Origin of the sequence: Mesorhizobium sp. B2-3-12, from assembly GCF_006442205.1 — a bacterium.
Classification (GTDB): Bacteria; Pseudomonadota; Alphaproteobacteria; order Rhizobiales; family Rhizobiaceae; genus Mesorhizobium.
In genome coordinates, this window is record NZ_VFVR01000002.1 from 626,557 (window position 1) to 652,912 (window position 26,356).

General features: G+C 64.3%; 30 protein-coding genes. 13 read left to right on the forward strand and 17 right to left on the reverse strand.

The features are described 5' to 3' along the window. Nucleotides 1-13: 13 nt before the first annotated feature. From FJ948_RS08385 to FJ948_RS08415, 8 genes are all read right to left on the reverse strand, one after another. Complete coding sequence (locus FJ948_RS08385; RefSeq protein ID WP_140703255.1) at nucleotides 14-1,105, reverse strand: 3-deoxy-7-phosphoheptulonate synthase; 1,092 nt, start codon at nucleotides 1,103-1,105, stop codon at nucleotides 14-16. 86 nt (nucleotides 1,106-1,191) lie between these two features. Then, nucleotides 1,192-1,341, reverse strand: coding sequence for a hypothetical protein (locus FJ948_RS30225; RefSeq protein ID WP_181173595.1), 150 nt, complete (start codon nucleotides 1,339-1,341; stop codon nucleotides 1,192-1,194). A 191-nt stretch (nucleotides 1,342-1,532) separates the two neighbouring features. After that, entirely contained in the window at nucleotides 1,533-2,327 is a 795-nt protein-coding gene (locus FJ948_RS08390; RefSeq protein ID WP_140703256.1) for an SDR family oxidoreductase, read from the reverse strand. Nucleotides 2,328-2,363: 36 nt separating this feature from the next. Continuing rightward, nucleotides 2,364-3,359 carry an inositol 2-dehydrogenase gene (gene iolG, locus FJ948_RS08395; RefSeq protein ID WP_140703257.1) on the reverse strand — a complete coding sequence of 332 codons (996 nt, stop codon included), beginning with the start codon at nucleotides 3,357-3,359 and terminating at the stop codon, nucleotides 2,364-2,366. Between the two features lie 117 nt (nucleotides 3,360-3,476). Next, a complete protein-coding gene (locus FJ948_RS08400; RefSeq protein ID WP_023772158.1) occupies nucleotides 3,477-4,244 on the reverse strand; it encodes an ATP-binding cassette domain-containing protein in 768 nt (255 codons plus the stop codon). Nucleotides 4,245-4,246: 2 nt separating this feature from the next. After that, nucleotides 4,247-5,323: an ABC transporter permease gene (locus tag FJ948_RS08405; RefSeq protein ID WP_140703258.1), complete on the reverse strand. Its 1,077-nt coding sequence runs from the start codon at nucleotides 5,321-5,323 to the stop codon at nucleotides 4,247-4,249. A 105-nt stretch (nucleotides 5,324-5,428) separates the two neighbouring features. Further along, on the reverse strand, nucleotides 5,429-6,370 hold the full coding sequence (locus FJ948_RS08410) for a sugar ABC transporter substrate-binding protein (protein WP_140703260.1): 942 nt from the start codon (nucleotides 6,368-6,370) through the stop codon (nucleotides 5,429-5,431). Between the two features lie 384 nt (nucleotides 6,371-6,754). Continuing rightward, nucleotides 6,755-7,786, reverse strand: a complete 1,032-nt coding sequence (locus tag FJ948_RS08415) for a LacI family DNA-binding transcriptional regulator (RefSeq protein ID WP_140703262.1) — start codon at nucleotides 7,784-7,786, stop codon at nucleotides 6,755-6,757. A 164-nt stretch (nucleotides 7,787-7,950) separates the two neighbouring features. Here FJ948_RS08415 and FJ948_RS08420 point away from each other — a divergent pair, with 164 nt between their 5' ends. From FJ948_RS08420 to FJ948_RS08430, 3 genes are read left to right on the forward strand one after another with little or no spacing between them, the layout of a single operon-like run. Beyond that, nucleotides 7,951-9,042 (forward strand): fatty acid desaturase family protein, encoded by a 1,092-nt coding sequence (locus tag FJ948_RS08420; protein ID WP_140703264.1) that lies wholly within the window; start codon nucleotides 7,951-7,953, stop codon nucleotides 9,040-9,042. A gap of 26 nt (nucleotides 9,043-9,068) precedes the next feature. After that, nucleotides 9,069-9,383 carry a MocE family 2Fe-2S type ferredoxin gene (locus FJ948_RS08425; protein WP_140703266.1) on the forward strand — a complete coding sequence of 105 codons (315 nt, stop codon included), beginning with the start codon at nucleotides 9,069-9,071 and terminating at the stop codon, nucleotides 9,381-9,383. Between the two features lie 17 nt (nucleotides 9,384-9,400). After that, complete coding sequence (locus FJ948_RS08430) at nucleotides 9,401-10,618, forward strand: FAD-dependent oxidoreductase (protein ID WP_246677477.1); 1,218 nt, start codon at nucleotides 9,401-9,403, stop codon at nucleotides 10,616-10,618. Nucleotides 10,619-10,700: 82 nt separating this feature from the next. Here the strand turns inward: FJ948_RS08430 and FJ948_RS08435 are convergent, their stop codons facing one another. The 5 genes from FJ948_RS08435 to hslV all read right to left on the reverse strand — a co-directional run bounded on the left by FJ948_RS08435 (nucleotide 10,701) and on the right by hslV (nucleotide 14,806). Beyond that, a complete protein-coding gene (locus tag FJ948_RS08435; RefSeq protein WP_140703270.1) occupies nucleotides 10,701-11,660 on the reverse strand; it encodes a DUF1402 family protein in 960 nt (319 codons plus the stop codon). Nucleotides 11,661-11,828: 168 nt separating this feature from the next. Then, the gene (hslU, locus tag FJ948_RS08440; protein ID WP_140703272.1) at nucleotides 11,829-13,139 is read right to left on the reverse strand and encodes an ATP-dependent protease ATPase subunit HslU; all 1,311 of its coding nucleotides are present in this window, start codon (nucleotides 13,137-13,139) and stop codon (nucleotides 11,829-11,831) included. Between the two features lie 4 nt (nucleotides 13,140-13,143). Further along, nucleotides 13,144-13,743 (reverse strand): DUF2585 domain-containing protein, encoded by a 600-nt coding sequence (locus FJ948_RS08445; protein ID WP_140703274.1) that lies wholly within the window; start codon nucleotides 13,741-13,743, stop codon nucleotides 13,144-13,146. Nucleotides 13,744-13,746: 3 nt separating this feature from the next. Further along, the gene (locus tag FJ948_RS08450; protein ID WP_140703276.1) at nucleotides 13,747-14,265 is read right to left on the reverse strand and encodes a GNAT family N-acetyltransferase; all 519 of its coding nucleotides are present in this window, start codon (nucleotides 14,263-14,265) and stop codon (nucleotides 13,747-13,749) included. After that, a complete protein-coding gene (gene hslV / locus FJ948_RS08455; RefSeq protein WP_027142430.1) occupies nucleotides 14,255-14,806 on the reverse strand; it encodes an ATP-dependent protease subunit HslV in 552 nt (183 codons plus the stop codon). Before hslV ends, FJ948_RS08450 begins: the two co-directional genes overlap by 11 nt. Nucleotides 14,807-15,036: 230 nt before the next feature. Between hslV and hisB the strand changes: the two genes are divergently transcribed. From hisB to coaA, 8 genes are read left to right on the forward strand one after another with little or no spacing between them, the layout of a single operon-like run. After that, nucleotides 15,037-15,636, forward strand: a complete 600-nt coding sequence (gene hisB / locus FJ948_RS08460) for an imidazoleglycerol-phosphate dehydratase HisB (protein WP_140703278.1) — start codon at nucleotides 15,037-15,039, stop codon at nucleotides 15,634-15,636. Between the two features lie 4 nt (nucleotides 15,637-15,640). Continuing rightward, entirely contained in the window at nucleotides 15,641-16,120 is a 480-nt protein-coding gene (locus tag FJ948_RS08465) for a DUF2628 domain-containing protein (protein ID WP_140703280.1), read from the forward strand. A 1-nt stretch (nucleotide 16,121) separates the two neighbouring features. Then, complete coding sequence (gene hisH / locus FJ948_RS08470) at nucleotides 16,122-16,772, forward strand: imidazole glycerol phosphate synthase subunit HisH (RefSeq protein ID WP_140703282.1); 651 nt, start codon at nucleotides 16,122-16,124, stop codon at nucleotides 16,770-16,772. 30 nt (nucleotides 16,773-16,802) lie between these two features. Continuing rightward, on the forward strand, nucleotides 16,803-17,552 hold the full coding sequence (gene hisA / locus FJ948_RS08475; RefSeq protein WP_140703284.1) for a 1-(5-phosphoribosyl)-5-[(5-phosphoribosylamino)methylideneamino]imidazole-4-carboxamide isomerase: 750 nt from the start codon (nucleotides 16,803-16,805) through the stop codon (nucleotides 17,550-17,552). Beyond that, entirely contained in the window at nucleotides 17,549-18,385 is an 837-nt protein-coding gene (locus FJ948_RS08480) for an arginase family protein (protein WP_140703285.1), read from the forward strand. The genes hisA and FJ948_RS08480 overlap by 4 nt, the downstream gene beginning before the upstream one ends. Further along, nucleotides 18,382-19,176 carry an imidazole glycerol phosphate synthase subunit HisF gene (hisF, locus tag FJ948_RS08485; RefSeq protein ID WP_181173629.1) on the forward strand — a complete coding sequence of 265 codons (795 nt, stop codon included), beginning with the start codon at nucleotides 18,382-18,384 and terminating at the stop codon, nucleotides 19,174-19,176. Before FJ948_RS08480 ends, hisF begins: the two co-directional genes overlap by 4 nt. A 33-nt stretch (nucleotides 19,177-19,209) precedes the next feature. Then, the gene (locus tag FJ948_RS08490) at nucleotides 19,210-19,533 is read left to right on the forward strand and encodes a phosphoribosyl-ATP diphosphatase (RefSeq protein WP_140703288.1); all 324 of its coding nucleotides are present in this window, start codon (nucleotides 19,210-19,212) and stop codon (nucleotides 19,531-19,533) included. A gap of 24 nt (nucleotides 19,534-19,557) precedes the next feature. Then, a complete protein-coding gene (coaA, locus tag FJ948_RS08495) occupies nucleotides 19,558-20,517 on the forward strand; it encodes a type I pantothenate kinase (RefSeq protein ID WP_140703290.1) in 960 nt (319 codons plus the stop codon). A 56-nt stretch (nucleotides 20,518-20,573) separates the two neighbouring features. Here coaA and FJ948_RS08500 read toward each other — a convergent pair whose 3' ends face one another. The 4 genes from FJ948_RS08500 to FJ948_RS08515 form a co-directional block, all read right to left on the reverse strand. Continuing rightward, a complete protein-coding gene (locus FJ948_RS08500; protein WP_140703292.1) occupies nucleotides 20,574-22,136 on the reverse strand; it encodes a DegQ family serine endoprotease in 1,563 nt (520 codons plus the stop codon). A gap of 188 nt (nucleotides 22,137-22,324) precedes the next feature. Further along, on the reverse strand, nucleotides 22,325-23,044 hold the full coding sequence (locus FJ948_RS08505; RefSeq protein WP_140703944.1) for an MBL fold metallo-hydrolase: 720 nt from the start codon (nucleotides 23,042-23,044) through the stop codon (nucleotides 22,325-22,327). 11 nt (nucleotides 23,045-23,055) lie between these two features. Next, a complete protein-coding gene (locus FJ948_RS08510) occupies nucleotides 23,056-24,222 on the reverse strand; it encodes a diphosphate--fructose-6-phosphate 1-phosphotransferase (protein WP_140703294.1) in 1,167 nt (388 codons plus the stop codon). A gap of 87 nt (nucleotides 24,223-24,309) precedes the next feature. Further along, entirely contained in the window at nucleotides 24,310-25,080 is a 771-nt protein-coding gene (locus tag FJ948_RS08515; protein ID WP_140703296.1) for a L,D-transpeptidase, read from the reverse strand. A 238-nt stretch (nucleotides 25,081-25,318) separates the two neighbouring features. Between FJ948_RS08515 and FJ948_RS30890 the strand changes: the two genes are divergently transcribed. Beyond that, a complete protein-coding gene (locus FJ948_RS30890; protein ID WP_140703298.1) occupies nucleotides 25,319-25,441 on the forward strand; it encodes a hypothetical protein in 123 nt (40 codons plus the stop codon). A gap of 155 nt (nucleotides 25,442-25,596) precedes the next feature. Further along, a complete protein-coding gene (locus tag FJ948_RS08525) occupies nucleotides 25,597-26,220 on the forward strand; it encodes a LysE family translocator (protein WP_140703300.1) in 624 nt (207 codons plus the stop codon). Nucleotides 26,221-26,356 lie beyond the last annotated feature (136 nt).

Below are 26,356 nucleotides of genomic sequence, written 5' to 3' on the forward strand. Positions count from 1 at the left end.
CATCGCCATAATATCAGGCGGCGCCCTGACGGCTGTCCAGCATGGCGCGCCGCGCCGAGCGGCGCCATTCGACGGCACCGGCAAGGCCATGCAGCACCGTTTCGGTGGTCGCCCAGTCGATGCAGCCATCGGTGATGCTCTGGCCGTAGGTGAGCGGCTTGCCGGGCACGACATCCTGCCGGCCGGCGACGAGATTGCTTTCGATCATGACGCCGATGATGCGCTCGTCGCCCGCCGCCACCTGGCTCGCCACGTCCGCCGCCACTTTGGGCTGGTTTTCCGGCTTCTTGGCCGAGTTGGCATGGCTGACGTCGATCATCAGGCGCGGCATGATGCCGATGCGGGCGAGTTCCACCGAAGCAGCCTCGACGCTTGCCGCGTCATAGTTCGGCTGAACACCACCGCGCAGGATGACATGGCAATCCTCGTTTCCGGTCGTCGCCGCGATCGCGCTGCGTCCGCCCTTGGTCACCGCCATGAAATGGTGCGGCTGGGCGGCCGACTTCACCGCCTCGCCGGCGATCCTGAGATTGCCGTCGGTGCCGTTCTTGAAGCCGACCGGGCAAGACAGGCCCGAGGCCAGTTCGCGATGGATCTGGCTCTCGGTCGTGCGCGCGCCGATGGCGCCCCAGGCGACGAGGTCGGCAATGTATTGCGGCGTCGTCATGTCGAGGAATTCGGTCGCCGCCGGCAGGCCGAGATTGTTGACGGCGGAAAGCACATTGCGCGCCATCCTGAGCCCCTTGTCGATGTTGAAGCTGCCGTCGAGGTCGGGATCGTTGATCAGGCCTTTCCAGCCGACCGTCGTGCGCGGCTTCTCGAAATAGACCCGCATGACGATCTCGAGCCGGTCGGACAGGGCCTCGCGCAGCGCCGCCAGACGGCTGGCATAGTCAACGGCCGCGACCGGATCGTGGATGGAACAAGGGCCGACGATGACAACAAGTCGATCGTCGGCCCCCGTCAGGATGGAATGGATGGCGTTGCGCGAGGCGGCAACGGTGCGCGTCGCCGTGAGTGAGCGCGGTATCTCGCGCATCACCTCTTCCGGCGTGCTCAGCAGTCTGAGTTCCTTGACCCGAAGGTCGTCTGTGGTGGTCAACACGGCTTTCTGCTCCTGTTTGGGAACCTGCCGGCTGAAACAAAAAAGCCGCCAGGTCTGGCGGCTTGTCGGACTGTTTGCTGCAATCTTCAGATCGAGCGCAATCCTCCCGCCGCCAGCGAGCTGCTAAAGTACCAATAGGTGGCGGTCAGGTGGATCATGCCGCTCATATAGTCGAAGCGGCGGCGTTTGTCGATGGGGCGATGAGGGTCAGGTGGCGAAACCGTCGATGACAGCACCCCTCTCCCCGTCCTATACGGGGAGAGGATGCCGGCAGGCAGGTGAGGGGCGGCGCCTACGTCGGAGTGACAAGCGAGGTGGGCAGGGGTTGGACCGGTAACTGTCAAAGTTGGTGCTGCCCCTCATTGCCCTGCCGGGCATTTCTCCCCGTATAGTGACGGGGAGAAAGGGCCAGCCGCAACGTCGGCCGCTATTCCGGCGACGACCCCGCAACGCTCTGGTCGTAGTCGACCAGCGATCCGGTCATGACGCCCGATTGTGGGCTGACCATGTAGCTGATCAGCCGCGCCAACTGGTCCGGCTTGACCAATTGGCCCATCGGCTGCGCCGCTTCGGCCTTCGCCAGCCAGTCGTCCGGTGCGTCGTGCCATTTCTTCTGCACGATGTCCTCGCCCTCGGTGTCCATCCAGCCGGGCAGCACGGCGTTGCAGCGGATGCGGTTGAAGCGATAGGCGTTGGCGACGTTCTTGGTCAGCGTCATCAGCGCGCCCTTGCTGGTCGAATAGGGCGTCAGGAAGGACTGGCCGGTATGCGCCGACATCGACAGCACGTTGACGATCGAGCCGGGGGTCTTTTTCTCCAAGAGATGCGCCACGACGCCCTGCATCAGGAAGAACGGGCCGCGCACATTGGTGTCGAAGATCTGGTCGAAAAGCTGTTCCGATGTATCGACAAGCGAGCCGCGCGCAGAGGTGGCGGCGGCGTTGACCAGCGCGTTGATCGTACCGAAATGCGAGAGCGCGGTGGCGACCGCGCGTTTGCAGTCGGCAACATCGGAAACGTCGGCGCTGATGAAGATGGCGTCGACGCCTGATTTCTTGAAATGGGCGACAGCCTTGTCGCCCTTCTCCTGGGAGCGGCCGATGAGCGCCAGCGCCCGGCAGCCCTCGTCGGCCAGCGCCTCGGCGACGGCGAAGCCGATGCCTTGCGCGCCGCCGGTGACGACGGCGCGTGTGTTCGAATTGCGATCGGCGGATGCGCTCATCGCTGTGCTCCTACCTTGGGTCCGAATTTCTGGTTCTTACTTGTCGAGACGTACGGTCTTGCCCGTGGTCGCCGACTTCAGCGCCGCATCCGCCAGCCTGAGCGCCACGAGGCCGTCCGCGCCGCTCGGCGCCGCTTTCTTGCCTGATGTCGCCGCCGTGATGAAGGCGGCGATCTCGAGGGCATAGGCGTCGAGATAGCGGGTCATGAAGAAGTCGTGCAGCGGCGGGCGGGTGTAGCCCTTCTCGTTGGCGAGTTCGATCGATACCGGGCGCTGGTTTTCGGCCGCGACCATACCCTTCGAACCATGCACCTCGATGCGCTGGTCGTAGCCATAGGTGGCGCGGCGCGAGTTGGAGATGACCGCCTGCTTGCCCGATGCGGTCTCGAGGATGACGCTGACCGAGTCGAAATCGCCGGCTTCGCCGATCTTCTTGTCGACCAGCACCGAGGCATGGGCGCTGACCGCGACGGGCTCTTCGCCGAGCAGGAAGCGCGCCATGTCGAAATCGTGGATGGTCATGTCGCGGAAAATGCCGCCGGAGCGCGCGATGTAGTCGAGCGGCGGGGCGCCGGGATCGCGCGAGGTGATGGTGACCATCTCGACCGTGCCTATGGCGCCGTCGTCGATCGCCTTGCGCACGGCCGCGAAATGCGGATCGAAGCGCCTGTTGAAGCCGACCATCAGCGTCGCCTTGGCCTTGTCGACCACATCAAGGCATTTTTCGACGCGCTTGACATCGAGATCGATCGGCTTCTCGCAGAAGATCGCCTTGCCGGCCTTGGCGAAGCGCTCGATCAGATCGGCATGGGTGTCGGTCGGCGTGCAGATGACGACGGCGTCGATGTCTTTCGATTTTTCGATGGCGTCGATGGTGCGCACCTCGGCGCCATAGGCGCTCGCCAGTTCGCTCGCCGCCTTCTCGAAGGCATCGGCGACGGCGACCAGTTTTGCCTGGGGGTTGGAACCCACGGCGCGGGCGTGGACCTTGCCGATGCGGCCGGCACCAAGGAGGGCGAAGCGAACAGTCATGGAGATCTTCCTCTAGGGGATGGGTTCGGAGCACGGCGCCGGTCATGGGCGCTGGATGATTTTCCGGTCAAGACAAATCGACGGGAAGGCGATGACCATCGCCTCCGCGCCCGGCCCTCAGGCCGCGAGTTCCGCCTCGCCGGTCTTGGCGCCGGTGATGTAGGATACGATGTCCTGCCCGTCGGTGTTCTCCTTGCGCAGATTGGCGACGATGCGGCCGCGCCGGAACACCACGATACGGTCGCAGAGGTCGAACACCTGGCGCATGTTGTGGCTGATCAGGATGAGCGGCTCGCCATTGTCCTTCAGCGTCCGGATGATGTTTTCGACCTGCGCCGTCTCCTGCACGCCAAGGGCCGCCGTCGGCTCGTCCATGATGATCAGCTTGGAGGCGAAGGTCGCTGTCCTGGCGATCGCCACGCACTGGCGCTGGCCACCCGACATATGGCGGATGGTGTTGGATAAATTGGGGATTTTCACCGCCGTGCGGACCAGCGCCGCCTCGGTCGCCTTGCGCATGTATTTACGGTCGAGGATCGAGAATGGTCCGAGATTGAACAGCACCTTTTCGCGGCCGAGGAACAGGTTCGACGGCACGTCGAGATCGTCGGCCAGGGCCAGGTTCTGGAACACCGTCTCGATGCCCGCCTCGCGCGCCTCGATCGGGCCGGCGAAGTTCACTTCCTTGCCGTCGAACCAGACCTGGCCGCTCGTCCGTTGCTCGACGGCGGTGATCTGGCGCACGAAGGTCGACTTGCCGGCGCCGTTGTCGCCCATGATGGCGACATGCTCGCCCTTGCGCAGCTCGAAATTGGCGCCTTCGAGCGCGTGCACGCCGCCATAGCGCTTGGTGAGGTTTTCCGTCTTCAGGACGATGTCTGACATGGTCAAGCCCTCAATGCCCGCATGCGCTGGCGCCACTGGTCGAGAACGACCGCGCCGACGATGATCACGCCCTTGACCATCTCCTGATAGTAGGCGTCGAGGCGCAGGAAGGTGAAGCCAGAGATGATGACGCCGAAGATCAGCGCGCCGATCACCGTGCCGATGATGGAGCCACGGCCGCCCGACAGCGAGACGCCGCCGATGACCGCCATGGCGATGGCGTCGAGTTCGTACATCACGCCCATGCCGGCCTGGGCGGTGAGGTTCTTGGAGGACAGCACCACGGCGGCGAGCGCGGCGAGAATGCCGGCGATGACATAGACGAGGATCTTGTGGTTGGCGATCTTGATGCCCGACATGCGCGCGGCATCCTCGTTGGAGCCGATCGCGTAACAATGCTTGCCATATCGGGTGTAGGTCATGATCAGCTGGAACAGCACGGCCAGCGACAGGAAGATGATGACCGGCATAAGGCCCTTGCCGATTGCCGCGAAACTGTCCGTGGGAAACGAGATCGGCTGCCCCTTCGACCACCATTTGGCAATGCCGCGCGCGGTGACCATCATGCCGAGCGTGGCGATGAAGGGCGGGATGCGCGTGTAGGCGATCAGCGCGCCGTTGACGAGGCCGGCGAGCAGGCCGCAGCCGATCGCCACCAGCACCGGCACGATGACGGGCAGGTCGGTCCAGCCCTGGGCCAGGAACATCGCCTTGGGGTTGGGATTGCCGTTGACGGTCGCGACCTGGGCGAAGCTCATGGCGATCATGGCTGTCGCACCGACGATCGAGCCCGAGGACAGATCGATGCCACCGGTAATGATCACCTGCGTGACGCCGATGGCGATGATGCCGACGATCGACACCTGCAGGATGATGATCTGCAGGCGCGCCTCGTTGAAGATGCCGGCGACGTCGGCGCGGGTGTTGAACAGGAAGGAGTCGCCGAGGAAGACCCGGCCGATCAGTTCGAAGATGACGACGAGGATGACGAGCGCCAGGAAGACGTTGAATTCGGCCGGCCATGTGCGCTTCCTGGCGTCATAACCGACCCCGCCGACGCCGTGAGATGTTTGTGCCAATCTTCTATCCTCCGTCAGCCGCGGTCGTTCCTCGGGCACCGGTCGGCGTCGAGGGAAAGGGAGCGGCGCTGTCTGCGCGAGAGCGCCGCTCCGTATGTCCGCGGCTCAGTTCTTCTTCAGGAACTTGTCGATGTTGGCCGGTGTGACCAGCTGGAACGGAACATAGACCTTGTGTTCGACCTTCTCGCCCTTGGCGAGTTTCAGCGCTGCATCCAGCGCGCCGGCGCCCTGGCCGGCGGCGTCCTGGAACACGGTGGCGTCGAGGTCGCCCGCCTGCATGGCGGCAAGCGCGTCCTGGGTGGCGTCGACGCCGCCGACGACAACCGACTTCATGTCGATGTTGGCGGCCTTCATAGCCTGGATGGCGCCGATGGCGCTTTCGTCATTGTTGGCGATGACGCCGTCGAACTTCTTGCCGGTCGACAGCCAGTTGGTCATCAGGTTCTGGGCCTGGTCGCGGTCCCAGTTCGAGGTCTGCTTGTCGATGATCTTGATGAAGCTGCAGTCCGGCGTGGCTATCACCTCTTCGATGTCCTTGGTGCGCTGCACGGCCGCCTGGTTGGAAAGCTCGCCCATGATGACATAGACATTGGCTTCCTTCTTGCCGGCTTCCTTGAACAGGCGGCAGACTTCCTTGGTCTCGAGCGTGCCGGAATCGGCTTCGTTCGAGGCGACGAAGGCCTGGTTGTCGGGCAGCGTGTCGACATTGACCGGCTGGCGGTTGACGTAGACCAGCGGGATCTTGGCCGCGGCCGCCGCATCCGACATCGCCTGCGTGGCCGAGGTGTCGACCGGGTTGACGATGATGGCGTCGACGCCGGAAGCGGCGAAATTCTTGATCTGGTCAAGCTGCTTGGCGACGTCGTTCTGCGCGTCCTCGACCTGCAGCTCGACGCCGCTCATGCCCTTGGCTTGCTCGATCATGCCGTTGCGCAGCACGGTGAGGAAGTTGTCGTCGAACTTGGCCATCGAGACGCCGATCTTGGCGGCCATGGCCGATGAACTCATCAGCGCCGCGAAGGCGACGCCCAAAAGCAGTTTCTTCATTTTAATCTCTCCTCCACTTTGGTGTCCGGTTGCACCGATCTCTCCGGAATCCCCGATCTCCCCGGGGAATCTCTCCCTGCCGTCTCTCTCCCGGGGATGGCGCCTGCCGTTTGCTGCAACGCCAAAGCCTCTGTTTGAAACAGATGTTACGGAACGAAAGAACCAAAATGCATGACTGGTGAAATATTTATTCCATTTCGTCGGGAGGCGTCAAGGGCGATTCCAAACTCGGGCTCGCGATTTTCGGCCGGCTCTGATGGATTCTATCATTTCAGCGGGCCGGTTCATGACGGCGGATCGCTGAAGCGTCCTGTCGCTTCGTCGAAACGCCCTGTCTCTCGTCCTGGCGCGTCCCGGACCCGCTGCGCATTTCCCGAAATGGCGTCAGATGTTTTCCGGCAAATAGATGTCGAAGGGCAGGAAGGTCTGACCCGGCGCATTGGCCGCGCCGGCTTCGATGGCATGCGCCATCCGATCGACGAGCTCACGACAGAGCGCGGCAAGCGGCGTCGAGATCACCATTGTAAGGATGTTGTCGGCGAGCGCCGCGCGCGATTCGGCGTTGATCTCGTTGCAGACGACCACTGGCATGTTGACGGGCTTCGCTGCCCGCAATGCCGAGACGGCGCCTTCCATGCCGCCGCCGGCGACGTAGCAGCCGACGAGATCCGGATATCGCGCCAGAAGATCGATCATCGCATCATGGGTTACCTGGTTGGCCTCCAGATTGACCAACGTCTCCAGCACGGCGAAGTCCGGCGCATGCTCGCGGAAGAAGGAACGGAAGCCGATCTCGCGCAGTTCGTGGCCGTGGAAGCGATGGCTGCCGACGAAGAGGGCGACCTTGCCAGGCGTCCTCGCCGCCCTGGCGATCATCCAGGCCGCGGTGCGGCCGACCTTGCGGTTGTCGAGGCCGACATAACCCTCGCGGACGCCAGCAGCGAAGTCGGACAGCAGGGAGAAGACCGGCAGCCCCCTGGCCTTTAGCGCCTCCACGACCGCGGTCAGCGTCGGATGGTCGGGACCGACCACGGCGATGGCCCGTGATTTCACCGCCAGCCCGCGCATTTGGGCGGCGATTTCGTCCGGGGCCAGGGAGCTGGCGAAATCGACGGTCGCGACGCCGCGGAAGCGCTGCGATTGCGCGACCGCCAGTTCGAGTTCCCGCGCGAAATCGCCATAGAAAACGTCATTGCCTCGAAGCAGCAGGAAGCCCAGCCGATACTCGGGCAGTTCCTGGCGCATTCGCTGCTTGATCAGGCCGGCCGCGTGATAGCCGATCTCGGTCGCCGTCTCGTAGACGCGGCGCGCGGTTTCCTCGCGCACCGGCAGCCGATTGTTGAGCACGCGGTCCACCGTGGCGACGCTGACGCCGGAGACGCGCGCCAGATCTGATATCGTCGGCCGTTTCGCCATGATCGCCTCGTTCGATTGCCCGACAGGCATACATCAACTTGATAGGAAATGATAGAAACTATCTTTGTGATGTTGAGTCTATCATGGCTCGGCGTTATTTCTGAGCATGGAGCCAGTTGTGATCGGCATTCGCATGGCGAATGCCCCTGCCTTGGGAGGCAATCATGTCCATAGCGCCGTCCCGGCGTGACTACAGCCTGATCGGCCGCGACGCCCGGCTTGCCGTCGAAAACGGCTTGTCGGCGGCGCAGTGGTATCACACCGACATTCCCCGCAAGCAGATGAAGGAGCTGATGCAGCGCTCCGATGGGCCGGCGATCCGCGACACCGCGATCTGGCTCGCCGCCCTCATCATCAGCGGCGCCGGCGGCGCCTGGTTCTGGGGCACGTGGTGGTGCGTGCCGTTCTTCTTCGTCTATGGCGTGCTCTACGGCTCGTCCACCGATTCGCGCTGGCACGAATGCGGCCACGGCACGGCGTTCCGCACGCAGTGGATGAATGACGCGGTCTATCAGATCGCCTGCTTCATGATCATGCGCAATCCGGTGACCTGGCGCTGGAGCCACACACGCCATCACACCGACACCATCATCGTCGGCCGCGATCCCGAAATCTCGGTGATGCGGCCGCCGGATCTGGTGCGCCTCGTCCTCGGCTTTGTCGGCGTGCTCGATGCGTGGCATGCGATGTCGGATATGCTGCGCAATGCCGCCGGCAATATCAGCGCGGCGGAAAAAACCTTCATTCCCGAACAGGAGCAGAACAAGGCGATCCGCATTGCCCGCATCTGGACGGCGATCTATGCCGCGACAATCGCGCTGGCGCTCTATACCGGATCGTTCCTGCCCTTGATGCTGGTCGGCCTGCCCAGGCTCTACGGCGCCTGGCATCACGTGATGGTCGGCCTGTTGCAGCATGGCGGTCTCGCCGACAACGTCACCGACCATCGGCTGAACAGCCGCACCGTCTACATGAACCCGATCAGCCGCTTCATCTACTGGAACATGAACTACCATGTCGAACATCACATGTTCCCGATGGTGCCCTACCATGCGCTGCCGAAGCTGCACGCGTTGATCAAGCACGATCTGCCGGCACCGACGCCGTCGATCCTGGCCGGCTACCGCGAGATGATCCCGGCCTTCCGCCGCCAGCTGCGCAACGAGGATTACTTCCTCAAGCGCGAGCTGCCGCCGACCGCCAGGCCATACCGCGAGGACTTCCACAACGACGCCGTCGCCGCGGCGGCGGAATGACATCCACGACCGCAGGGGAGGACTGAATGAGCGATTGGGTCGAGGCGTGCTCCGCCGGTGACATCGATGAAGAGGACGTGATGCGCTTCGATCATGGCGGGCGCACCTTCGCCATCTATCGCAGCCCGGACGACGAATATTTCGCCACCGACGGCTTGTGCACGCATGAGAAGGTGCATCTCGCCGACGGGCTGGTGATGGACGACATCATCGAATGCCCCAAGCACAATGGCCGTTTCAACTACAAGACGGGCGCGGCCAAAGGCGCGCCGGTCTGCGTCAACATCAGGACCTATCCGGTCAAGGTCGATGACGGCAAAGTGCTGGTTCGGATCGGGTGACGGAGATGGCGCGGGGAATGGTCATCATCGGAGCCGGCGAATGCGGCGGGCGGGCCGCGCTTGCCTTGCGCGATCTCGGTTATGAGGGACCGGTGACACTGGTCGGCGACGAACCCCACCTGCCCTATGAACGGCCGCCTTTGTCCAAGGATGCGATGGTCAGCGACGCGCCCGCGATCAAGGCAATCGCCAGCGACGAGGTCCTGGCCGAAAAATCGATCCGTCACGTCCATTCCGTCCAGGCCGTGGCGATCGATCGCGCGGCGCATGCGGTGCGCCTGTCCGACGGTTCGGTGCTGCCTTACGACAAGCTGCTGCTCGCCACCGGCTCGACGCCGCGCAAGCTGCCGATGCCTGGCCTTGGCGGGCGCTGCGTCTATCTCAGGACATTCACCGACGCGCTGGCCATTCGCACCCACCTCAGCGCCGGCAACCGCATCGCCATTATCGGCGGCGGCTTCATCGGCCTCGAGCTTGCGGCAGCCGCGCGCAAGCTCGGCGCTTCGGTCACCGTCATCGAGGCGCAGCCGCGCATCCTGATGCGCGGCGTGCCGGCCGAGATCGCCGAAATCGTCCACGCCGTGCATGTCGCCGAAGGCGTCGACATCCTGTGCGGCGGCGGCATCGGATCCATCGCAGACGACGGCAGAGAGGTGCGCGTGACGCTTGCCGGCGGGCGCGAGATAGCGGCCGATCTCGCCGTGATCGGCATCGGCGCCGTGCCGGTGACCGCGCTCGCAGCCGAGGCCGGCCTGGCCATCGACAACGGCATTGCCGTAGACGCCGAGCTGCGCGGCAGCGATCCCGATATTTATGCCGCCGGCGATTGCTGTTCGTTCCCGCTCGCCGTCTATGACGGCCGCCGCGTGCGGCTGGAAGCCTGGCGCAATGCGCAGGAACAAGGCGCGCTGGCGGCCAGGAACATGCTTGGCGCCGGCGAGGCGCATGCGGCGGTGCCGTGGTTCTGGTCGGATCAGTATGGCCTCTCCCTGCAGATCGCGGGGCTTTCCGACGAAGGCCGCACAGTGGTGCGCCGCGACCTCGGCGATGGCGCCTTCATCCTGTTTCATCTGGCCGAGGACGGCAGGCTGGTGGCGGCGAGCGGCATCGGCCCCGGCAATGCGGTGGCGCGCGATATTCGCTTGGCGGAGATGCTGATCGGCAAGCGGGCCAAGCCGGCCCCGGAGGCGCTGGGATCGCCCGAAGTCAAGCTGAAGGCGTTGCTGGCGGCTTGAGCTGTCGCGCCAATTGTCGAAGTTGGCGCTGCCAACGCTGCGAAGTCCGCTGCTCGCGCAGCCTGAAACCCTCGATTCGCGTCTAAAACAGCGCCTTCAACTCCGGCAGCTTATCATTGACCAGCCAGCCGTAGTAATTCTCTTCCGGCAACTTCACCGGCTCACCGGCGGCGCGGCGCCGGTCGTTTTCCGCTTTCAGCGCATAGGCGCGCTGCTCGGGATTGCCGACATTGTAGAGCGTGGCGGTCAGCCCCGGATTGCCCGAAATGTCGAAGCCGGCGATGGACTTGTAAGCGTCGATCGACTTCCTGATCGTGGCGGCGACGTAAGGCAGCGTCAGGTCCGGATCCATGATCGTCTTGTAGACCGAATTGGGATCGGAGACGTCGAGTTCCGGCAGCCCGGACACCTTGTGCACGAGATCGCTCATCTGCAGGGCGGTCAGCGGGTTGAGCTGGCCGAGGCCGAAGGTCTGGCCGGCATAGTAGGGCTGGAAGAAGGTGGCGCCGAAACGGTTGTCGGGGAAATCCTCGCCGCCGACGGTCTTGCCGCGAAACGAACGGTTCCACACCTGTTCGCGGCATTCCCACAGATCGTAACTGTCCGAAATCGCGGCGCATTTCTTGAATTCCGGCCGCTTGACGAAATCGCTGATGTCCTCGCCGTCATAGGCGAAGGACAGTTTGCTCGAGAGGTAGGAGATCGCCTTGACGTAATAGGTCTGCAAGCGGTCATAGGCGTCGACATTGTAGGTGTGCTCGCCGACGATGGCGCCGACGATATGCATGGGGTCGATGCCATAGGCGCTTGCCGCCTTCTTGATCTTGGCGCGGAGATCGGCGTCGTTCTGCAGCAAGGCATAGACCTTGCGGTACTTGGCCTGGAAGGTGGTGTTGGTCGCCTGCGTGCGGCGGCTCGAGGCGCCGGGAATGTCGGGCTGCTCGGCATTGCGGTTTCCCGCCGGCACCAATGTCGCCGCGTCGGCGGCGAAAAGCGTCGCCGCCAGCGTCAAGCCGAGAATGACTGGGATGAGTTTCTTCATGCGCCGCCGCCTGCAAATGTTGCGGGCAAACTAGGTAAAGCTCAGGGTCGAGTCGAGAGCGGCCCTTCAGCGGGCAAGACGAAAGGTGGCCAGATGGTACCATCTGGCCACACATGATCCGCGGGAGGATCTCGCCAAACCCGTGCCGAAAGGATCCAGCGCCGTTCCTTACAGAATGAAGCGCGACAGATCCGTGTTTCGCGAGAGGTCGCCGACGTGCTTCTTGACATAGGCGGCGTCGATGGTGACGGCCGTGCCGTTGCGGTCGGGCGCGTCGTAGGAAATCTCGTCCAGCACCCGCTCCATCACCGTCTGCAGCCGCCGCGCGCCGATGTTCTCGATGCTGGCGTTGAGGTCGACGGCGACGCCGGCCAGCGAATCGATGGCATCGTCGGTGAAGGTGAGCTCGACGCCCTCGGTCTTCATCAGCGCGATATACTGCTTGATGAGGCTCGCTTCCGTTTCGGTCAGGATGCGGACGAAGTCGTCCTTTTCCAGCGCGCGCAGTTCGACGCGGATCGGCAGGCGGCCCTGCAATTCCGGCAACAAGTCGGACGGCTTGGAGACATGGAACGCGCCCGAGGCGATGAACAGGATGTGATCCGTCTTCAACGGCCCGTATTTGGTCGCCACCGTGGTGCCCTCGACCAGCGGCAGCAGGTCGCGCTGCACGCCTTCGCGCGACGGGCCGCCGGAAACATCCGACCGCGCCGCGATCTTGTCGATCTCGTCGAGGAAGACGATGCCGTCATTTTCCGCGGCGTCCAGCGCCCGGCGCACGACCTCGTCCTGGTCGAGCAGCTTGTCGGATTCGTCGGCCACCAGCAGGTCGTAGGATTCCTTCACCGTGGTCTTGCGCAGCTTGGTCTTCTTGCCGCCCATCGCCTTCGACAGCATGTCGTTGATGTTGAGCACGCCGATATTGGCGCCCGGCATGCCGGGAATCTCGAAGCCGGGCATGCCGCCATTGCCGGTGTCGGCCACCTCGATCTCGATTTCCTTGTCGTCGAGTTCGCCGTCGCGCAGCTTCTTGCGGAAACTGTCGCGCGTCGCCGGGCTCGCGGTCTTGCCGACCAACGCTTCCAGCACGCGTTCCTCGGCATTGACATGGGCGCGCGCCTTGACGTCCTCGCGCATCTTTTCGCGCACCAGGCCGATGGCGATCTCGACCAGATCGCGGATGATCTGCTCGACGTCGCGGCCGACATAGCCGACCTCGGTGAACTTGGTGGCCTCGACCTTGACGAACGGCGCGCCGGCGAGCCGCGCCAGGCGGCGCGAAATCTCGGTCTTGCCGACGCCGGTCGGGCCGATCATCAGGATATTCTTCGGCATCACCTCTTCGCGCATCTGGCCTTCCAGCTGCTGGCGGCGCCAGCGGTTGCGCAAGGCAATGGCCACGGCGCGCTTGGCGTCCTTCTGGCCGATGATGAAGCGGTCGAGTTCGGAAACGATTTCGCGGGGAGAAAATGTGCTCATATCACTAAATTCCACTTTGCCACTGCTTGATGGCCTCGAACGGATGCAGCAGCATGATCACGTTGAGTGTAAGATTATCCCGGATGAGGTAGCCGGTGCCCAGTTCGAAGAGGATGGCGAGGCTGACGATCACCCATATAGGTAGCCTTCGCGCCATCACAAATCCCAGCACCATGGCCAGTGTGTCGGAGACCGAATTGATGATCGAGTCGCCGTAATAATCGAGCGAGATGGTGCCGGCGCGGTAGCGATCTATGATGAACGGGCTGTTCTCCAGCAACTCCCAACCGCCCTCGATCAGAACGGCGAAGGCCAGCCGCAAGCCGATCGGCGAGCGCGGGAACAGGAAGCGTGCCAGCGCATAGAACAGGAAACCGTGGATGATGTGCGAGAAAGTGTACCAGTCCGAAATATGCTGGGAATTCTCCGAACTGTTGACCACGCCATGCCAGAGCTTGACGTAGCCACAGGTGCAGATCGGCGTCCGGCCCATGAGATAGAGCGTGACCGCCTGGAAGAAAACCAGGCCGGCCACGATCAGCAGGCCCATCCGCCAGCTGTTTTCATAGGCAGATAGGTTCTTGTCCTCGCCCGAAGCGTCCATGCCTTATCCCTCTTCCCCGTCTTCGGCATCGATGGCCATCAGCACGACGTCGCCATAGACCGATTGCCTGCGATCAATGGCCCGGAATCCGGCTTTTTCATAGGCGCGTATGGCCCTGGTGTTGGCGGGATCGGGATCAATGATGACGCGCGGCACGCCTTCCTCGAAAAGGTCCTCCACGAACTGACGCACGATGGCCGAGCCATGGCCGATGCCGATCAGTTCCGGCCGGCCGATCGAGACATCGATGCCCAGCGTGCCGAACGGCTGATCGGCATAGGGATGACCGTCTTCCATATGCGGGTCATAGCTCTGCAGATAAGCGATCGGCTTTCCGTCGAGCTCGACGATCAGCGGCTCGACGGAGATCGAGTCTATGTGATCGGCAATCTCGGCGATTTCCGTCTCGGGATCGTCCCACCACTCCGCGACATGCGGCTGGGCGAGCCAGCCTGCGATCATCGGCAGGTCCTTCTTGGTGACCGGCCGAAAATCGTAAAGCACCACCCTCTCAGGCGGCATCGAGCGTTTCGACGACGAAATTGTTGTTGGTGTAGACGCAGATGTCGGACGCGATCTGCATCGCCTTGCGGGCGATCTCCTCGGCATCCTTGTCGGAATCCATCAGCGCGCGGGCGGCGGCGAGCGCGTAATTGCCGCCGGAGCCGATGGCCATGACGCCATGTTCGGGCTCCAGCACGTCGCCATTGCCGGTCAGCGCCAGCGAAACCGACTTGTCGGCGACCAGCATCATCGCCTCCAGTCGGCGCAGATAGCGGTCGGTGCGCCAATCCTTGGCGAGCTCGACGCAGGCGCGGGTTAGTTGGTCGGGATATTGTTCCAGCTTGGCTTCGAGCCGTTCCAGCAGCGTGAAGGCGTCGGCGGTGGCGCCGGCGAAACCGGCAATCACATTGCCGCCCTTGCCGATGCGGCGCACCTTGCGGGCATTGCCCTTCATGATGGTCTGGCCCAGGCTGACCTGGCCGTCGCCGGCGATCACCACCTTGTTGCCCTTGCGCACGGTCACGATGGTCGTGGCGTGCATGGTCAGATTATCAGACATTTCCTGGCTCCGATTCGCGCGATCCCAAAAAGGCGATTGGCGCGGTACGAGTAACTTCGATCGGCCATATGTATGCATGAGGCCAATGATTGCAAACGGCTCGATAGCGACCGGGATCGCAACTGGCAATCGCCGGATCATGCTGCTAGAAGGCTCTCGTTTTCAAGCCAGCGAGCGCTTGAGGCTCGTGAACCGGTCACGATCTGGACCACTGGCACAAGGATAGAGCGATGGCGCCCCGTTCCGCCGATGCAAGCCGCAAGACCAAGGAAACCGACATCTCCGTGTCGGTCCATGTCGACGGCTCCGGCAAATCGGACATCAGCACGGGCGTCGGCTTCTTCGACCACATGCTGGACCAGCTGTCGCGCCATTCGCTGATCGATATCACGGTCAAGGCCAAGGGCGACCTGCACATTGACGATCACCATACGGTCGAGGACACCGGCATCGCGCTCGGCCAGGCCTTGACCAAGGCGCTCGGCGAGCGGCGCGGCATCATGCGCTATGCCTCGATCGACCTTGCCATGGACGAGACGCTGACGCGCGCGGCGATCGACGTGTCGGGCCGCCCCTTCCTGGTCTGGAACGTTGCGTTTTCGTCGCCCAAGATCGGCACGTTCGACACCGAACTGGTGCGTGAATTCTTCCAGGCGCTGGCGCAGAACGCCGGCATCACGCTGCATGTCACCAACCATTATGGCGCCAACAACCATCATATCGCCGAGACCTGCTTCAAGGCGGTGGCGCGCGCTCTGCGCGCCGCGCTCGAGCGCGATCCGCGCCAGCCAGACGCGGTTCCCTCCACCAAGGGTTCTTTGAAGGGATAGCCTGATGGCCGCCTATGTCGTGATGGAGCCGCCGGGCCGCAGCGAGAAGGTCGAGACAACGGCCTTTGTCCGCGACGGCTTCGCCTGGCTCGGCCTGCTGGTGCCGCCGCTGTGGCTTGCTTGGCACCGGCTGTGGATCGAAGCGGCACTTGCCTTTGTCGTCATGGGCGTTCTTTCGATGCTTGGCCAGAAGCTTGGCCTCGGCGTCGCCGGCTCGCTTTTGTCGCTGCTCGTCTCGCTCTATGTCGGGCTGGAGGGCCAAGGCCTGCGCATCGCGGCACTGCGCCGCCGCGGCTGGCATGAATGGGGCGTCGTCGAGGCCGGCCGGCTCGGGGACGCCGACATGCGCTACGCCCTGGAGGCCGAGGGGCTTTCGGATGAAGCAGCACCCCCGCCGCCGCGCATCGTTCCCGATGCCGCCCTGGCGCGCCCGGCGCAGCCCGGCATGGCGCTGGGGCTGACCCACATTCCGGGCCGGCGCTGAGATGCGGGTTGCGATCATCGATTACGGTTCGGGCAATCTGCGCTCGGCCACCAAGGCCTTCGAGCGCGCCGCGCGCGAGGCCGGCATCGCGGCCGAGATCGATCTGACGGCGGATGCCGAGCGCGTGCGCACCGCGGACCGCATCGTCCTGCCAGGCGTCGGCGCTTACGCCGACTGCGCGGCCGGCCTGCGCGCCGTCGAGGGCATGTGGGAAGCGGTCGAGGACGTCGCCATCGCCAACGGCCGGCCTTTCCTGGGCATTTGCGTCGGCATGCAGCTGATGTCGCAGCGCGGCCTCGAAAAGACCATCACCAACGGTTTCGGCTGGATCTCGGGCGACGTCAAGGAGATCCAGCCTTCCGATCCGGCGCTGAAGATCCCGCAGATCGGCTGGAACACGATCGAGCTCACGCGCCAGCACCCGCTGTTTGCCGGCATCCCGACCGGGACCGACGGACTGCACGCCTATTTCGTCCATTCCTACCATCTCGACGCGGAAAACCCGGACGAGGTGCTTGCGGTTGCCGACTACGGCGGCCCGGTGACGGCCACCGTCGCCCGCGACAATCTCGCCGGCACGCAGTTCCACCCCGAAAAGAGCCAGGCGCTGGGCCTGGCGCTGATCACCAATTTCCTGCGCTGGAGGCCCTGAACATGATGAGCAAGAAGGGCGCTTGAACCGATGATCCTGTTTCCCGCCATCGATCTCAAGGACGGCCAGTGCGTGCGCCTCAGGCACGGCGATATGGCGACCGCGACGATCTACAATGATGATCCCGCCGCGCAGGCAAAAGCCTTCGAGGAGCAGGGCTTCGAGTGGCTGCACGTCGTCGACCTCAACGGCGCCTTCAAGGGCCAGAGCGTCAACAGCGCGGCGGTCGGCGCCATCCTCAAGGCGACGAAGAATCCGGTGCAGCTTGGCGGCGGCATCCGCACGCTGGCGCAGATCGAGGACTGGCTCGACCGCGGACTGGCCCGCGTCATCCTCGGCACGGTGGCGGTGCGCGATCCCGACCTGGTCAGGCAGGCCTGCAAGGCGTTTCCGGGCAAGGTCGCCGTCGGCATCGACGCCAAGGGCGGCAAGGTGGCGGTCGAGGGCTGGGCCGAGGCCTCGAGCCTGGGCGTGGTCGAGCTGGCCAGGAAATTCGAGGGCGCCGGCGTGGCCGCCATCATCTACACCGACATCGACCGTGACGGCGTGCTGAGCGGCATCAACTGGGACGCCACCATCGACCTTGCCGATGCGGTGTCGATCCCGGTCATCGCATCGGGCGGTCTGGCTTCGATCGCCGACATCGTGCGCATGACCATGCCCGACGCGCAAAAACTCGAAGGCGCCATTTCGGGCCGCGCGCTCTATGACGGCCGCATCGACCCGGCCGAGGCGCTGGCGATCCTGCAGGGCAGGCCGGCGATGGAGGCGCGGTCGTGAAGGTTTCGCTCATCCTGGCCTCCTATGACAGCGGCCACTATCATGGCGGCATGGGCCAGGGGCCCGACGCCCTGATCTCGGGCGGGCTCGTCGATGCCCTGACCCTTGCCGGCCATGACGTCACGGTCGAGGATATAGGCCGGGTCGGCGACGACCAGGAGCGCGAGATCGCCACGGGCTTTGCCGTCTGCAACGCCGTCTCGGGCGAGGTCCGCATTGCCCGCGACAGGGGGCGGTTTCCCATCGTGCTGGCCGGAAACTGCCTGACGTCCGCCGGTGCCGTTGCCGGCGAAGGCGCCGACGCCATCATCTGGGCCGACCAGCATGGCGACCTCAACACGCCCGAGACGTCCGTACACGGCTTTCTCGACGGCATGGCGCTGTCGACAGTGCTCGGCCTGTGCTGGCGCCCGATGGCGGCGGCCATTCCCGGCTTCAAGCCGATCGATCCTTCACGCTGCGTGCTTGTCAACGCCAGGGATCTCGATCCGGCGGAGGAAAAACTTCTCGAAACATTGCCGGTCATCCGGACGGAATGTCCCGGCGTGGGGCAAGCGACGGAAAGGCTGAAGGCCGCCGGCGCCAACAGCGTGCACATGCATCTTGATCTCGACGTGCACGATCCCCAGGCGCTGCAGGCCAACCGCTACGTCACATCAGGCGGACCGAACCCGGAGCAGCTGCGCGACGCGGCCTGCGCCATGGCGCTCGCGGTGCCGGTCGTCGGCATCACCGTTTCGGCCTACGATCCGGCCTTCGATGCCCAGGCCGACGTGCCGCCGCTGGTCGGACAGCTGCTCAACGACCTGCTTGCCACGATAGAGGGCCGCTGATGCTGAAAGCCCGCGTCATCCCTTGCCTCGACGTCAAGGACGGCCGCGTCGTCAAGGGCGTCAATTTCGTCGACCTCATCGACGCCGGCGATCCGGTGGAGGCCGCCAAGGCCTATGATGCCGCCGGCGCCGACGAGCTGTGCTTCCTCGACATCACCGCGTCGTCGGACAATCGCGAGACCATATTCGACGTCATCGCCCGCACCGCCGAACGATGCTTCATGCCGCTGACCGTCGGCGGCGGCGTGCGCCAGGTCGCCGACATCAGGAAATTGCTTTTGGCCGGCGCCGACAAGGTGTCGATCAACACGGCCGCGGTGAAAAACCCGGATTTGGTCGCCGAGGCCGCCGACAAGTTCGGCAACCAGTGCATCGTCGTCGCCATCGATGCCAAGAAAGTGTCCGGCCCCGGCGAGGCCGACCGCTGGGAGATATTCACCCATGGCGGACGGGAAAAGACCGGCATCGACGCCGTCGAATTCGCGCGCAAAATGGTCGATCGCGGCGCCGGCGAGATCCTGCTGACCTCGATGGACCGCGACGGCACCAAGGCCGGCTACGACATCGCATTGACCCGCGCGGTGTCGGACGCGGTGCGTGCACCCGTCATCGCTTCGGGTGGCGTCGGCACGCTCGACCACATGGTCGAAGGCATTCGCGACGGCCATGCGGGCGCTGTTCTGGCGGCGTCCATCTTCCATTTCGGCACCTACACCATCGCGCAAGCCAAGGCGCATATGGCCCAGGCCGGCCTGCCGATGCGGCTGGACTCGCTCGGGGTTCGGCCCTAGAGGCTTCCGGCTAAGAGAAAGGCTCCTTTGGCCATGGCTGAATTTTCGTTCTCCGAACTGGAGGCAATCATCGGGGAACGCGCCCGTTCCGGCGACCCCGACTCGTGGACGGCCAAATTGTTCGCGCGCGGCATGGACAAGGCGGCACAGAAGCTCGGCGAAGAGGCGGTCGAGACCGTCATCGCCGCCGTCAAGGGCGACAAACAGGGCCTCGTTTCGGAAAGCGCCGATCTTATATATCATTGGCTCGTCGTTCTCAGCATCGCGGGCGTTCCGCTGAACGACGTGCTCAGGGAGCTCGAAAGCCGCACCGGGCGTTCGGGCATCGCCGAGAAGGCGTCACGGCCCAAGGGCTGACCGCGAGGGAGGGCAGGTATCTCGATGGATCAGCTCGCGCCAACCGAGAAATATTCCCCGTTTCGCTTTTTCTCGGCCGAGCAATGGTCGCGATTCCGCGCCGACACCCCGCTGACGCTGAGCGAGGACGAATTCCGCCGCCTGCGTTCGCTCAACGACCCGGTCGACCTCGCCGAGGTCACGCGCATCTATCTGTCGCTGTCGCGGCTCTTGTCGGCGCATGTCGAGGCGAGCCAGCTTCTGTTCCGGCAGCGCCAGGCCTTTTTCAATGCCGTTGATGTCGCCAAGACGCCGTTCATCATCGGCATTGCCGGTTCGGTCGCGGTCGGCAAATCGACCACGGCGCGCGTGCTGAAGGAACTTCTGGCGCGCTGGCCGTCGAGCCCCAAGGTCGATCTCATCACCACGGACGGCTTCCTGCTGCCAAACGACGTGCTGCGGCGCGAAAACCTGATGGAGCGCAAGGGTTTCCCCGACAGCTACGATGTCGGCGCGCTGCTGCGTTTCCTGTCGGGCATCAAGTCGGCGTTGCCCGATGTCCGTGCGCCGGTCTATTCGCACCTCACCTATGACGTCATCCCGGGCGAGTTCGTCACCATCGACCGGCCCGACATCCTGATCTTCGAAGGCATCAACGTGCTGCAGCCGGGCAAGCTGCCGCAGGACGGCAAGATCGTGCCCTTCCTGTCGGACTTCTTCGACTTCGCCATCTATATCGATGCCGACGAGAAGCTGATCCACAATTGGTATATTTCCCGCTTCATGCGGCTGCGCGAGACCGCCTTCCGCAACCCGGACTCCTTCTTCCACCGCTATTCGCAGCTGTCGGAGGATGCGGCCAAGGCAATCGCCGAGGGCCTGTGGACCAACATCAACCTGAAGAATCTGCGCGAAAACATCCTGCCGACGCGCGCCCGCGCCGACCTGATCCTGCGCAAGGGCGCCGACCACCTGATCGAGGAAGTGGCGCTGCGCAAATTATAGCCGATAGAACCGGCGTGGCGGGCGTCTCCACCGGCCCGCCACGCCGGCGTTACGGTTCAGCCATTGGCGAACGGCACGGCGACATAGATCTGGCTGCCTTCGCGTTCGACCAGCAACAGCACCGACTTGCGACCCGACTTGCTGGCCTGCGCGATGGCTTGCGTGACCTGCCTGGCGCTCTTCACCGGCGCCTGGTTGACGGCGACGATGATGTCGCCGGGCTGGATGCCGGCGGCGCCCGCGGCCTTGTCCGGATTGACGGTGGCAACCACCGCGCCGTGCTCGTTGTCGGCGAGGTTCATCTGCTGGCGAATGTCTGGCGTGATGTCCATCAAGCCAAGGCCGATTGCCGGCGCGCGGGACCCCTGCCCGGCGTCAGGCGCGCTGGAATCGCCATTGGATGCCGTCTTCACGTCGTCGCTGTTGCGTCCGACAGCGACGGAAATCTGCATGGCCTTGCCCTTGCGCCAGACATCCAGCGTTTCCTTGGCACCCGGCGCGACATCGGCGACGGCCCGCGACAGATCCTTGGGATCCTTGACGTCCTGCCCGGCGAAGCTGGTGATGACGTCGCCGGTTTCGACGCCGGCCTTGGCGGCGGGCGAGCCGTCATTGACCCGGGCGACCAACGCACCGGCGGGATGGTCGAGCCCGACGGCGCTGGCCACGTCAGGGGTGACCGGCTGGATCTCGACGCCGAGATAGCCGTATTCGATGTCGCCGCCCTTCATCAGCTTGGCGACCACCTTCTGTGCCTGGTCCGACGGAATGGCGAAGCCGACGCCGACGCTGCCGCCATTGGGCGAATAGATCGCCGTGTTGATGCCGACGACATTGCCGCTGACATCCACCAGCGGGCCGCCGGAATTGCCGTGATTGATCGGCGCGTCAATCTGGATGAAATCGTCGAACGGCCCACTATGCAGATCGCGGCCGCGCGCCGAGACGATACCGGCCGTTACCGTGGTGCCGATGCCGAAGGGATTGCCGATCGCCAGCACCTGGTCGCCTGTCATGAGCTTGTCGGAGTCGCCCCATTTCACCGTTGGCAAGGCCCTGCCGGCCTTGATCTGCAGCACGGCGAGATCGTTCTTGGCGTCGTGACCGACAAGCTTGGCCGGAAGCTCCGTACCGTCGTCGAGCGTGACCTTGATCGAAGAGGCGCCGTCGACGACATGGTTGTTGGTGACGATGGTGCCGTCGGCGCTGACGATGAAGCCCGAACCGAGCGCCTCGGCGCGCGGCGATTGCTGTTGCTGCGGAGGCGTCTTGGGACCAGGCATGCCCTGATCGCCGAAGAACTGGCGGAAATAGTCGTCGAAAGGCGAATTGCCGCCAAAGGGCGAACCGTCGGGCGACCCTTCGCTCATGGCTTCCGGCTGCGCCTTCATGACTGTCGTGACGGTGACGACGGCGGGCTTGGCCGCGGCCACGATGGGCGCGAACGATCCGTTTGGAGCCGTTATTCCGGCGACGGGTGTCTGGGTGGTCGCAACGGCATTGCTCAAGCCGGCACTGCCGGGATTCTGGGCAAACGAGACGACGGCGGGGGAGATGATCAGCGCGGCGCCCAGCAGGGCGGCGACGCGATGCCTACGAAGAATACCAAGGGGTGACATGGTCGTTCTGTCCGGGCGAGAGTTGATCCGGCGCCGCGGGCGGCTCCTGGGAGAAAGCGTCCGTCAGCGTGTCGACGACCGGGATGGCCTGTCTCGCCTTACATGGCAGCCGGCCGGATCGACATGAGGTATCTAGGGTCCCGAATGGCCTGAATTAGGGTTTTTGCCCGACCTTACGAAGATTTAATTCAGGGCGCGCTTACGGAGCGCAGGTAGGCCGACGCGATCTCACGCATGCGCCTGCCGTCGAAACTCGGGCCGTGGCCGCCGTGGCCGCTACGGATCGGCAGGTCGAGCAGGCGGCGCATCGTGCCGGCATAGGCCGTCCGGTCGGAATCCGGCAAATCGTCGATCAGCATGGCGTCATAGATGGCGTCGCCGCTGAAGAACAGGCCATCGGTCTCGTCGAACAGGGCGATCGAATCCGGCGAATGACCCGGAAGATGCAGCACGCGAAATTGCCGGTCGCCGAGATCGACCACGTCGCCCTCATCGAGCGTCCGCGTCAGCGGCGCCGGCGGGATCTTGTAATCCGACGCCTTCCAGCCCGGCTCGGGCAGTTTCGAAACCGCCCCCTCGAGATCGTGGAACATGTAGGCGTAGGTCGCGGCCTCATCCATGCTCTCGAATTGCGCGGCGCTCATCCTCGGCCCGGCCCGCCACGGGAATTCGTGCAGCGAGCCGACGTGATCGAGATGGATATGGGTGGCGACGACCAGAAGCGGCTTGCCTTCGGGCGTCTCTATCCAAGGCGCCAGCGGACAGATGCCCATGCCGGTGTCGACCAGAAGGTCGGCGTCGCGGCCGGTGAAATGCCAGATGTTGGCGCGCACATAGTCGTGCACGAACGGCTCGGTCAGCATCGTCGTCCTGTCGTCGACGATGCTCCTGGAGAACCAGCCCGGCATAGGGGCCGGCATCAGACAAACGGCTTTCCGACCTTGTATTTTTCCGGCACCAGCCGCCTGAGATAGGCCATGCCGGTCTCGGACAGCTGGTTCTCCTCGGGCTTCATGAAATCGTCGGGCATGTGGCGGGTCTTGCCGGCGACGTTCTTCAGCGGCACCTTTTTCAACACTATTTTGCTGCCATCATACTGCAGCGCCACCGAGCCGCCGCCCTGCTCGGCCACGCCGACGGCGAAGGCGCCGGCATCGAAGGCCTCCTGCGCGTCAACCGCGCTGATGGCGCCGACATAGCCGCGCGGCATGTAGCCGAGCGCGTCGACGCGGGCTCGCTTGCCCGGCAGCCCCTCGGCCAATGCCCGTTCGAGCGCCGCCGGCAGGTCGCTGCCCGACAGTTTGACATTGCCGTGCTGGTCGCGTTCGAGCTTGTCCGCCGGCACCAGGCTTTCGACCAGCGCCTTGCCGTCGGCGGTGCTGACGCCTTCCGACACGGCGACGATGCAGCGCTTGTGGCGATCGAGCGTGGCGCGCACGTCGTCGATGAAGCCGGCGGCGGAGAACGGCCGCTCCGGCACGTAGACGAGATGCGGGCCGCTGCCGGGGTCGAGCTGCCAAGCTGCCGCGGCTGCGGTCAGGAAGCCGGCATGCCGGCCCATGACGATGCCGACATAAATGCCGGGCAGGGCGCGGAAATCGAGGTCGACCGACAGGAACGCGCCGGCGACGAATTCCGCCGCCGAGATGAAGCCCGGCGTGTGGTCGTTTTCCTCGAGATCGTTGTCGATGGTTTTCGGCGCATGGGCGAAGGCGATCTTGCCGCCGGCGGCATCGGTCAGGATCTGCTGCGTGCCCGAGGTGTCGTTGCCGCCGATATAGATGAAGGCGTCGGCGCCCGCCTTCTGCAGGCCCTTCAGGATGACCTCGCAATAGGCGGCGTCAGGCTTGTCGCGCGTCGAGCCGAGGGCGGCGCTCGGGGTTCCGGCGATCAGCCGCAACCGGTCCTCCGGGATGGCGGACAGGTCGACATAGTTGCCGTCACGGATACCGCGCACGCCATGGATGGAGCCCAGCACCTTGGCGCCGGGATGGCGCTTGCGGATCTCCAGCGTGGCGCCGACGACCGTCTGGTTGATGACGGCGGTCGGGCCGCCGCCCTGCGCGATGACGAAGGTTCCGGCCATGCTTGATTTCTCCCCGGGCAATGGTTTTCAAGGCACCTTGGCCTGTCTTGCCGCATCGCGCAACGGGAGAAACGGAGGGCTAAACGATCACATGACGACGACCGGGTTTTTCTTCGACACCCGGCTGTAGAGATCGATGATGTCCTGGTTGATCAGGCGCACGCAGCCCGACGACATCGCCTGGCCGATGCTCCACCATTCGGGCGAACCATGGATGCGGTAGCCTGTGTCCTTGCCGTCCTGGTAGATGTAGAGCGCACGCGCCCCGAGCGGATTGGTGAGGCCGCCGGGCTGGCCGCCCTGCCACTTCACCAGTTCGGGCTTGCGCTGGATCATTTCGGGCGGCGGCGTCCAGGTCGGCCATTCCCGCCCGTACTGGATGTTTGCGCGGCCTGACCAGCGGAAGCCGTCCTTGCCGATGCCGACGCCGTAACGGATGGCGTCGCCGCCCGGCTGGACGAGATAGAGCATGCGTTCCTTGAGATGGACGACGATGGTGCCGGGCGCCTCGCCCGTCGTGTCGACGACGATCTGGCGGCGAAATTCCGGCTTGACCTTGAGATAGGGCACCTCGGGAACGTTGAAGCCGTTGTCGGTCAGCGCGGCGTACATGAGGTCGGGACTGGTGATGTTCTTGTCGACGCTGATCGAGGGGCGGATCGGCCGCACCGAGCCGGTGACCGTATCGTCGAGCTGGAGCGCCGGCAGGTCGCCACCACCCGAAGTCGAGCAGCCGGCGACGCCAAGCAGCGCCAGGGCGCCCGCCCCGGACAGGACGGCGCGGCGGGAGAGAAAGAGATCGGTTTCGATTGCGTCGCCGTTTCGTGGCGGCGTCGGACCTTGCGGCAACTCAGGCATATACCAAACCCTACGCTGTCGGCGGGAAGCACGGTCCGGCCGGATAGCGGGCATTTTCATCATTCATGGTTGATAAAGCGTGAATGCCTTGCGCTGCCTGCGTTCGCGTCTTGCCGAGGTGACGTTGCGCCGTCCCCGGCGATCGCCGCTCCCGTGTCCCTGCACAAAATCACCTCCATCGGGTCATAATCCCGGCACCGGCGTTTCCTACCTCTCCGGCGATCAGCGAGGGGCCTCCATGTGCAAGACGTTAAAAACCGACATCAAGCTTTTTGCCGCAGCCATTGCCGCGGCGGCCATGGTTCTCGGTGCCAATGTCAGCCTGGCCGATATAGTGAGCACGCTGGGCGGCGCGAACTGACCCCTGGCTGCCGGTGGCGGAACTGACGGCACGGCAATTGCGGTAACGGGCGCGGCGGTTGCGCCCGCAATTTCCTGAAAAACAAAAATCAGGCCTCTTTACATTCTCCCTGGGCTCGGGATTTATCCTTTTCCTTAACCCAAGGGGAGACAGACATGTCCTTCGAAAACTGGGCCGCCTTCGCTGCCGCGTCGACCATCCTTCTCATCATCCCGGGCCCGACAATCCTGTTGGTCGTGTCGTATGCGCTGGGCCAAGGCTGGCGCACCGCTTTGCCGATGGCCGTCGGCGTGGCACTCGGCGACTTCACCGCCATGACCTTGTCGATGCTGGGCATCGGCGCGCTGCTGGCGGCCTCGGCGACCGTCTTCACCGTCCTGAAGCTGATCGGCGCCGGCTATCTGATCTATCTCGGCGTGAAACTGTTCCGCGCCGGCGGCGCGCTGAAAGCAGAACCGCGCACCGACGCGGTGTCGTCGGCCAAGATGATGGCGCATGTCTGGCTGGTCACCGCGCTCAACCCGAAGAGCATCACCTTCTTCGTCGCCTTCCTGCCGCAGTTTCTCGACCGGCATGCCGATTTCTGGACGCAGATGCTGGTCTTCGAGACGACGTTCCTGGCGCTCGCCTTCGCCAACGCCTTCGGTTACGCGTTGATCGCGGCACGCGCCCGCAACGTGGTGCGCAACCCCAAGGCAATCCGCATCTTCAACCGCACCGGCGGCACGCTGCTGGTCGGCGCCGGCATCGCCACCGTGGCGATGCGTTCCGGCAATTGAGAAACGCTGGCGCGCCCAAGGTGTGTTGAGATTCAGGTCAGGCCGAGCCGAAAATGGCTGATATCGAGAACCGGAGCGGAGCGGACATGGGCCGCGAGCACCGGAAGCGCAGATATCAGGCGTTTGCAGGCAGGCA

Coding starts and splice junctions, on each gene's coding strand:
- FJ948_RS08390 (WP_140703256.1), bottom strand. CDS start 2,327: ATGAGCGCATCCGCCGATCGCAATTCGAACACACGCGCCGTCGTCACC.
- iolG (WP_140703257.1), bottom strand. CDS start 3,359: ATGACTGTTCGCTTCGCCCTCCTTGGTGCCGGCCGCATCGGCAAGGTC.
- FJ948_RS08400 (WP_023772158.1), bottom strand. CDS start 4,244: ATGTCAGACATCGTCCTGAAGACGGAAAACCTCACCAAGCGCTATGGC.
- FJ948_RS08410 (WP_140703260.1), bottom strand. CDS start 6,370: ATGAAGAAACTGCTTTTGGGCGTCGCCTTCGCGGCGCTGATGAGTTCA.
- FJ948_RS08415 (WP_140703262.1), bottom strand. CDS start 7,786: ATGGCGAAACGGCCGACGATATCAGATCTGGCGCGCGTCTCCGGCGTC.
- FJ948_RS08420 (WP_140703264.1), top strand. CDS start 7,951: ATGTCCATAGCGCCGTCCCGGCGTGACTACAGCCTGATCGGCCGCGAC.
- FJ948_RS08425 (WP_140703266.1), top strand. CDS start 9,069: ATGAGCGATTGGGTCGAGGCGTGCTCCGCCGGTGACATCGATGAAGAG.
- FJ948_RS08430 (WP_246677477.1), top strand. CDS start 9,401: ATGGTCATCATCGGAGCCGGCGAATGCGGCGGGCGGGCCGCGCTTGCC.
- FJ948_RS08435 (WP_140703270.1), bottom strand. CDS start 11,660: ATGAAGAAACTCATCCCAGTCATTCTCGGCTTGACGCTGGCGGCGACG.
- hslU (WP_140703272.1), bottom strand. CDS start 13,139: ATGAGCACATTTTCTCCCCGCGAAATCGTTTCCGAACTCGACCGCTTC.
- FJ948_RS08445 (WP_140703274.1), bottom strand. CDS start 13,743: ATGGACGCTTCGGGCGAGGACAAGAACCTATCTGCCTATGAAAACAGC.
- FJ948_RS08450 (WP_140703276.1), bottom strand. CDS start 14,265: ATGCCGCCTGAGAGGGTGGTGCTTTACGATTTTCGGCCGGTCACCAAG.
- hslV (WP_027142430.1), bottom strand. CDS start 14,806: ATGTCTGATAATCTGACCATGCACGCCACGACCATCGTGACCGTGCGC.
- hisB (WP_140703278.1), top strand. CDS start 15,037: ATGGCGCCCCGTTCCGCCGATGCAAGCCGCAAGACCAAGGAAACCGAC.
- FJ948_RS08465 (WP_140703280.1), top strand. CDS start 15,641: ATGGCCGCCTATGTCGTGATGGAGCCGCCGGGCCGCAGCGAGAAGGTC.
- hisH (WP_140703282.1), top strand. CDS start 16,122: ATGCGGGTTGCGATCATCGATTACGGTTCGGGCAATCTGCGCTCGGCC.
- hisA (WP_140703284.1), top strand. CDS start 16,803: ATGATCCTGTTTCCCGCCATCGATCTCAAGGACGGCCAGTGCGTGCGC.
- FJ948_RS08490 (WP_140703288.1), top strand. CDS start 19,210: ATGGCTGAATTTTCGTTCTCCGAACTGGAGGCAATCATCGGGGAACGC.
- coaA (WP_140703290.1), top strand. CDS start 19,558: ATGGATCAGCTCGCGCCAACCGAGAAATATTCCCCGTTTCGCTTTTTC.
- FJ948_RS08500 (WP_140703292.1), bottom strand. CDS start 22,136: ATGTCACCCCTTGGTATTCTTCGTAGGCATCGCGTCGCCGCCCTGCTG.
- FJ948_RS08505 (WP_140703944.1), bottom strand. CDS start 23,044: ATGCCGGGCTGGTTCTCCAGGAGCATCGTCGACGACAGGACGACGATG.
- FJ948_RS08510 (WP_140703294.1), bottom strand. CDS start 24,222: ATGGCCGGAACCTTCGTCATCGCGCAGGGCGGCGGCCCGACCGCCGTC.
- FJ948_RS08515 (WP_140703296.1), bottom strand. CDS start 25,080: ATGCCTGAGTTGCCGCAAGGTCCGACGCCGCCACGAAACGGCGACGCA.
- FJ948_RS30890 (WP_140703298.1), top strand. CDS start 25,319: ATGTGCAAGACGTTAAAAACCGACATCAAGCTTTTTGCCGCAGCCATT.
- FJ948_RS08525 (WP_140703300.1), top strand. CDS start 25,597: ATGTCCTTCGAAAACTGGGCCGCCTTCGCTGCCGCGTCGACCATCCTT.